A 235-nucleotide genomic window follows, 5' to 3' on the forward strand; every position below is an offset into this window, starting at 1 on the left:
CGTGCTGGAGCAGATCATCCGGATCTGGCCTGACGCGGACTTGTTCAGCATCGTCGACTTCTTTCCCGACGAGCATCGCGCCGCGCTGGGCGGCAAGCGTGCGAAGACCTCGTTCATCCAGCATCTGCCTCGGGCGAGAACGGCTTTTCGCACGTACTTGCCGCTCATGCCGCTGGCCGTCGAACAGTTCGATCTCTCCGCGTACGACCTCGTGATTTCGTCGAGCCATGCGGTT

At 61.7% G+C, this 235-nt stretch carries 1 pseudogene; it reads left to right on the top strand.

The annotated features are described in order from the left end of the window. Nucleotides 1-235, top strand: a pseudogene (locus SB772_RS45680) (glycosyltransferase family 4 protein); the annotation flags it as partial.

The organism is Paraburkholderia sp. SIMBA_030, assembly GCF_046535245.1.
Lineage (GTDB): Bacteria > Pseudomonadota > Gammaproteobacteria > Burkholderiales > Burkholderiaceae > Paraburkholderia.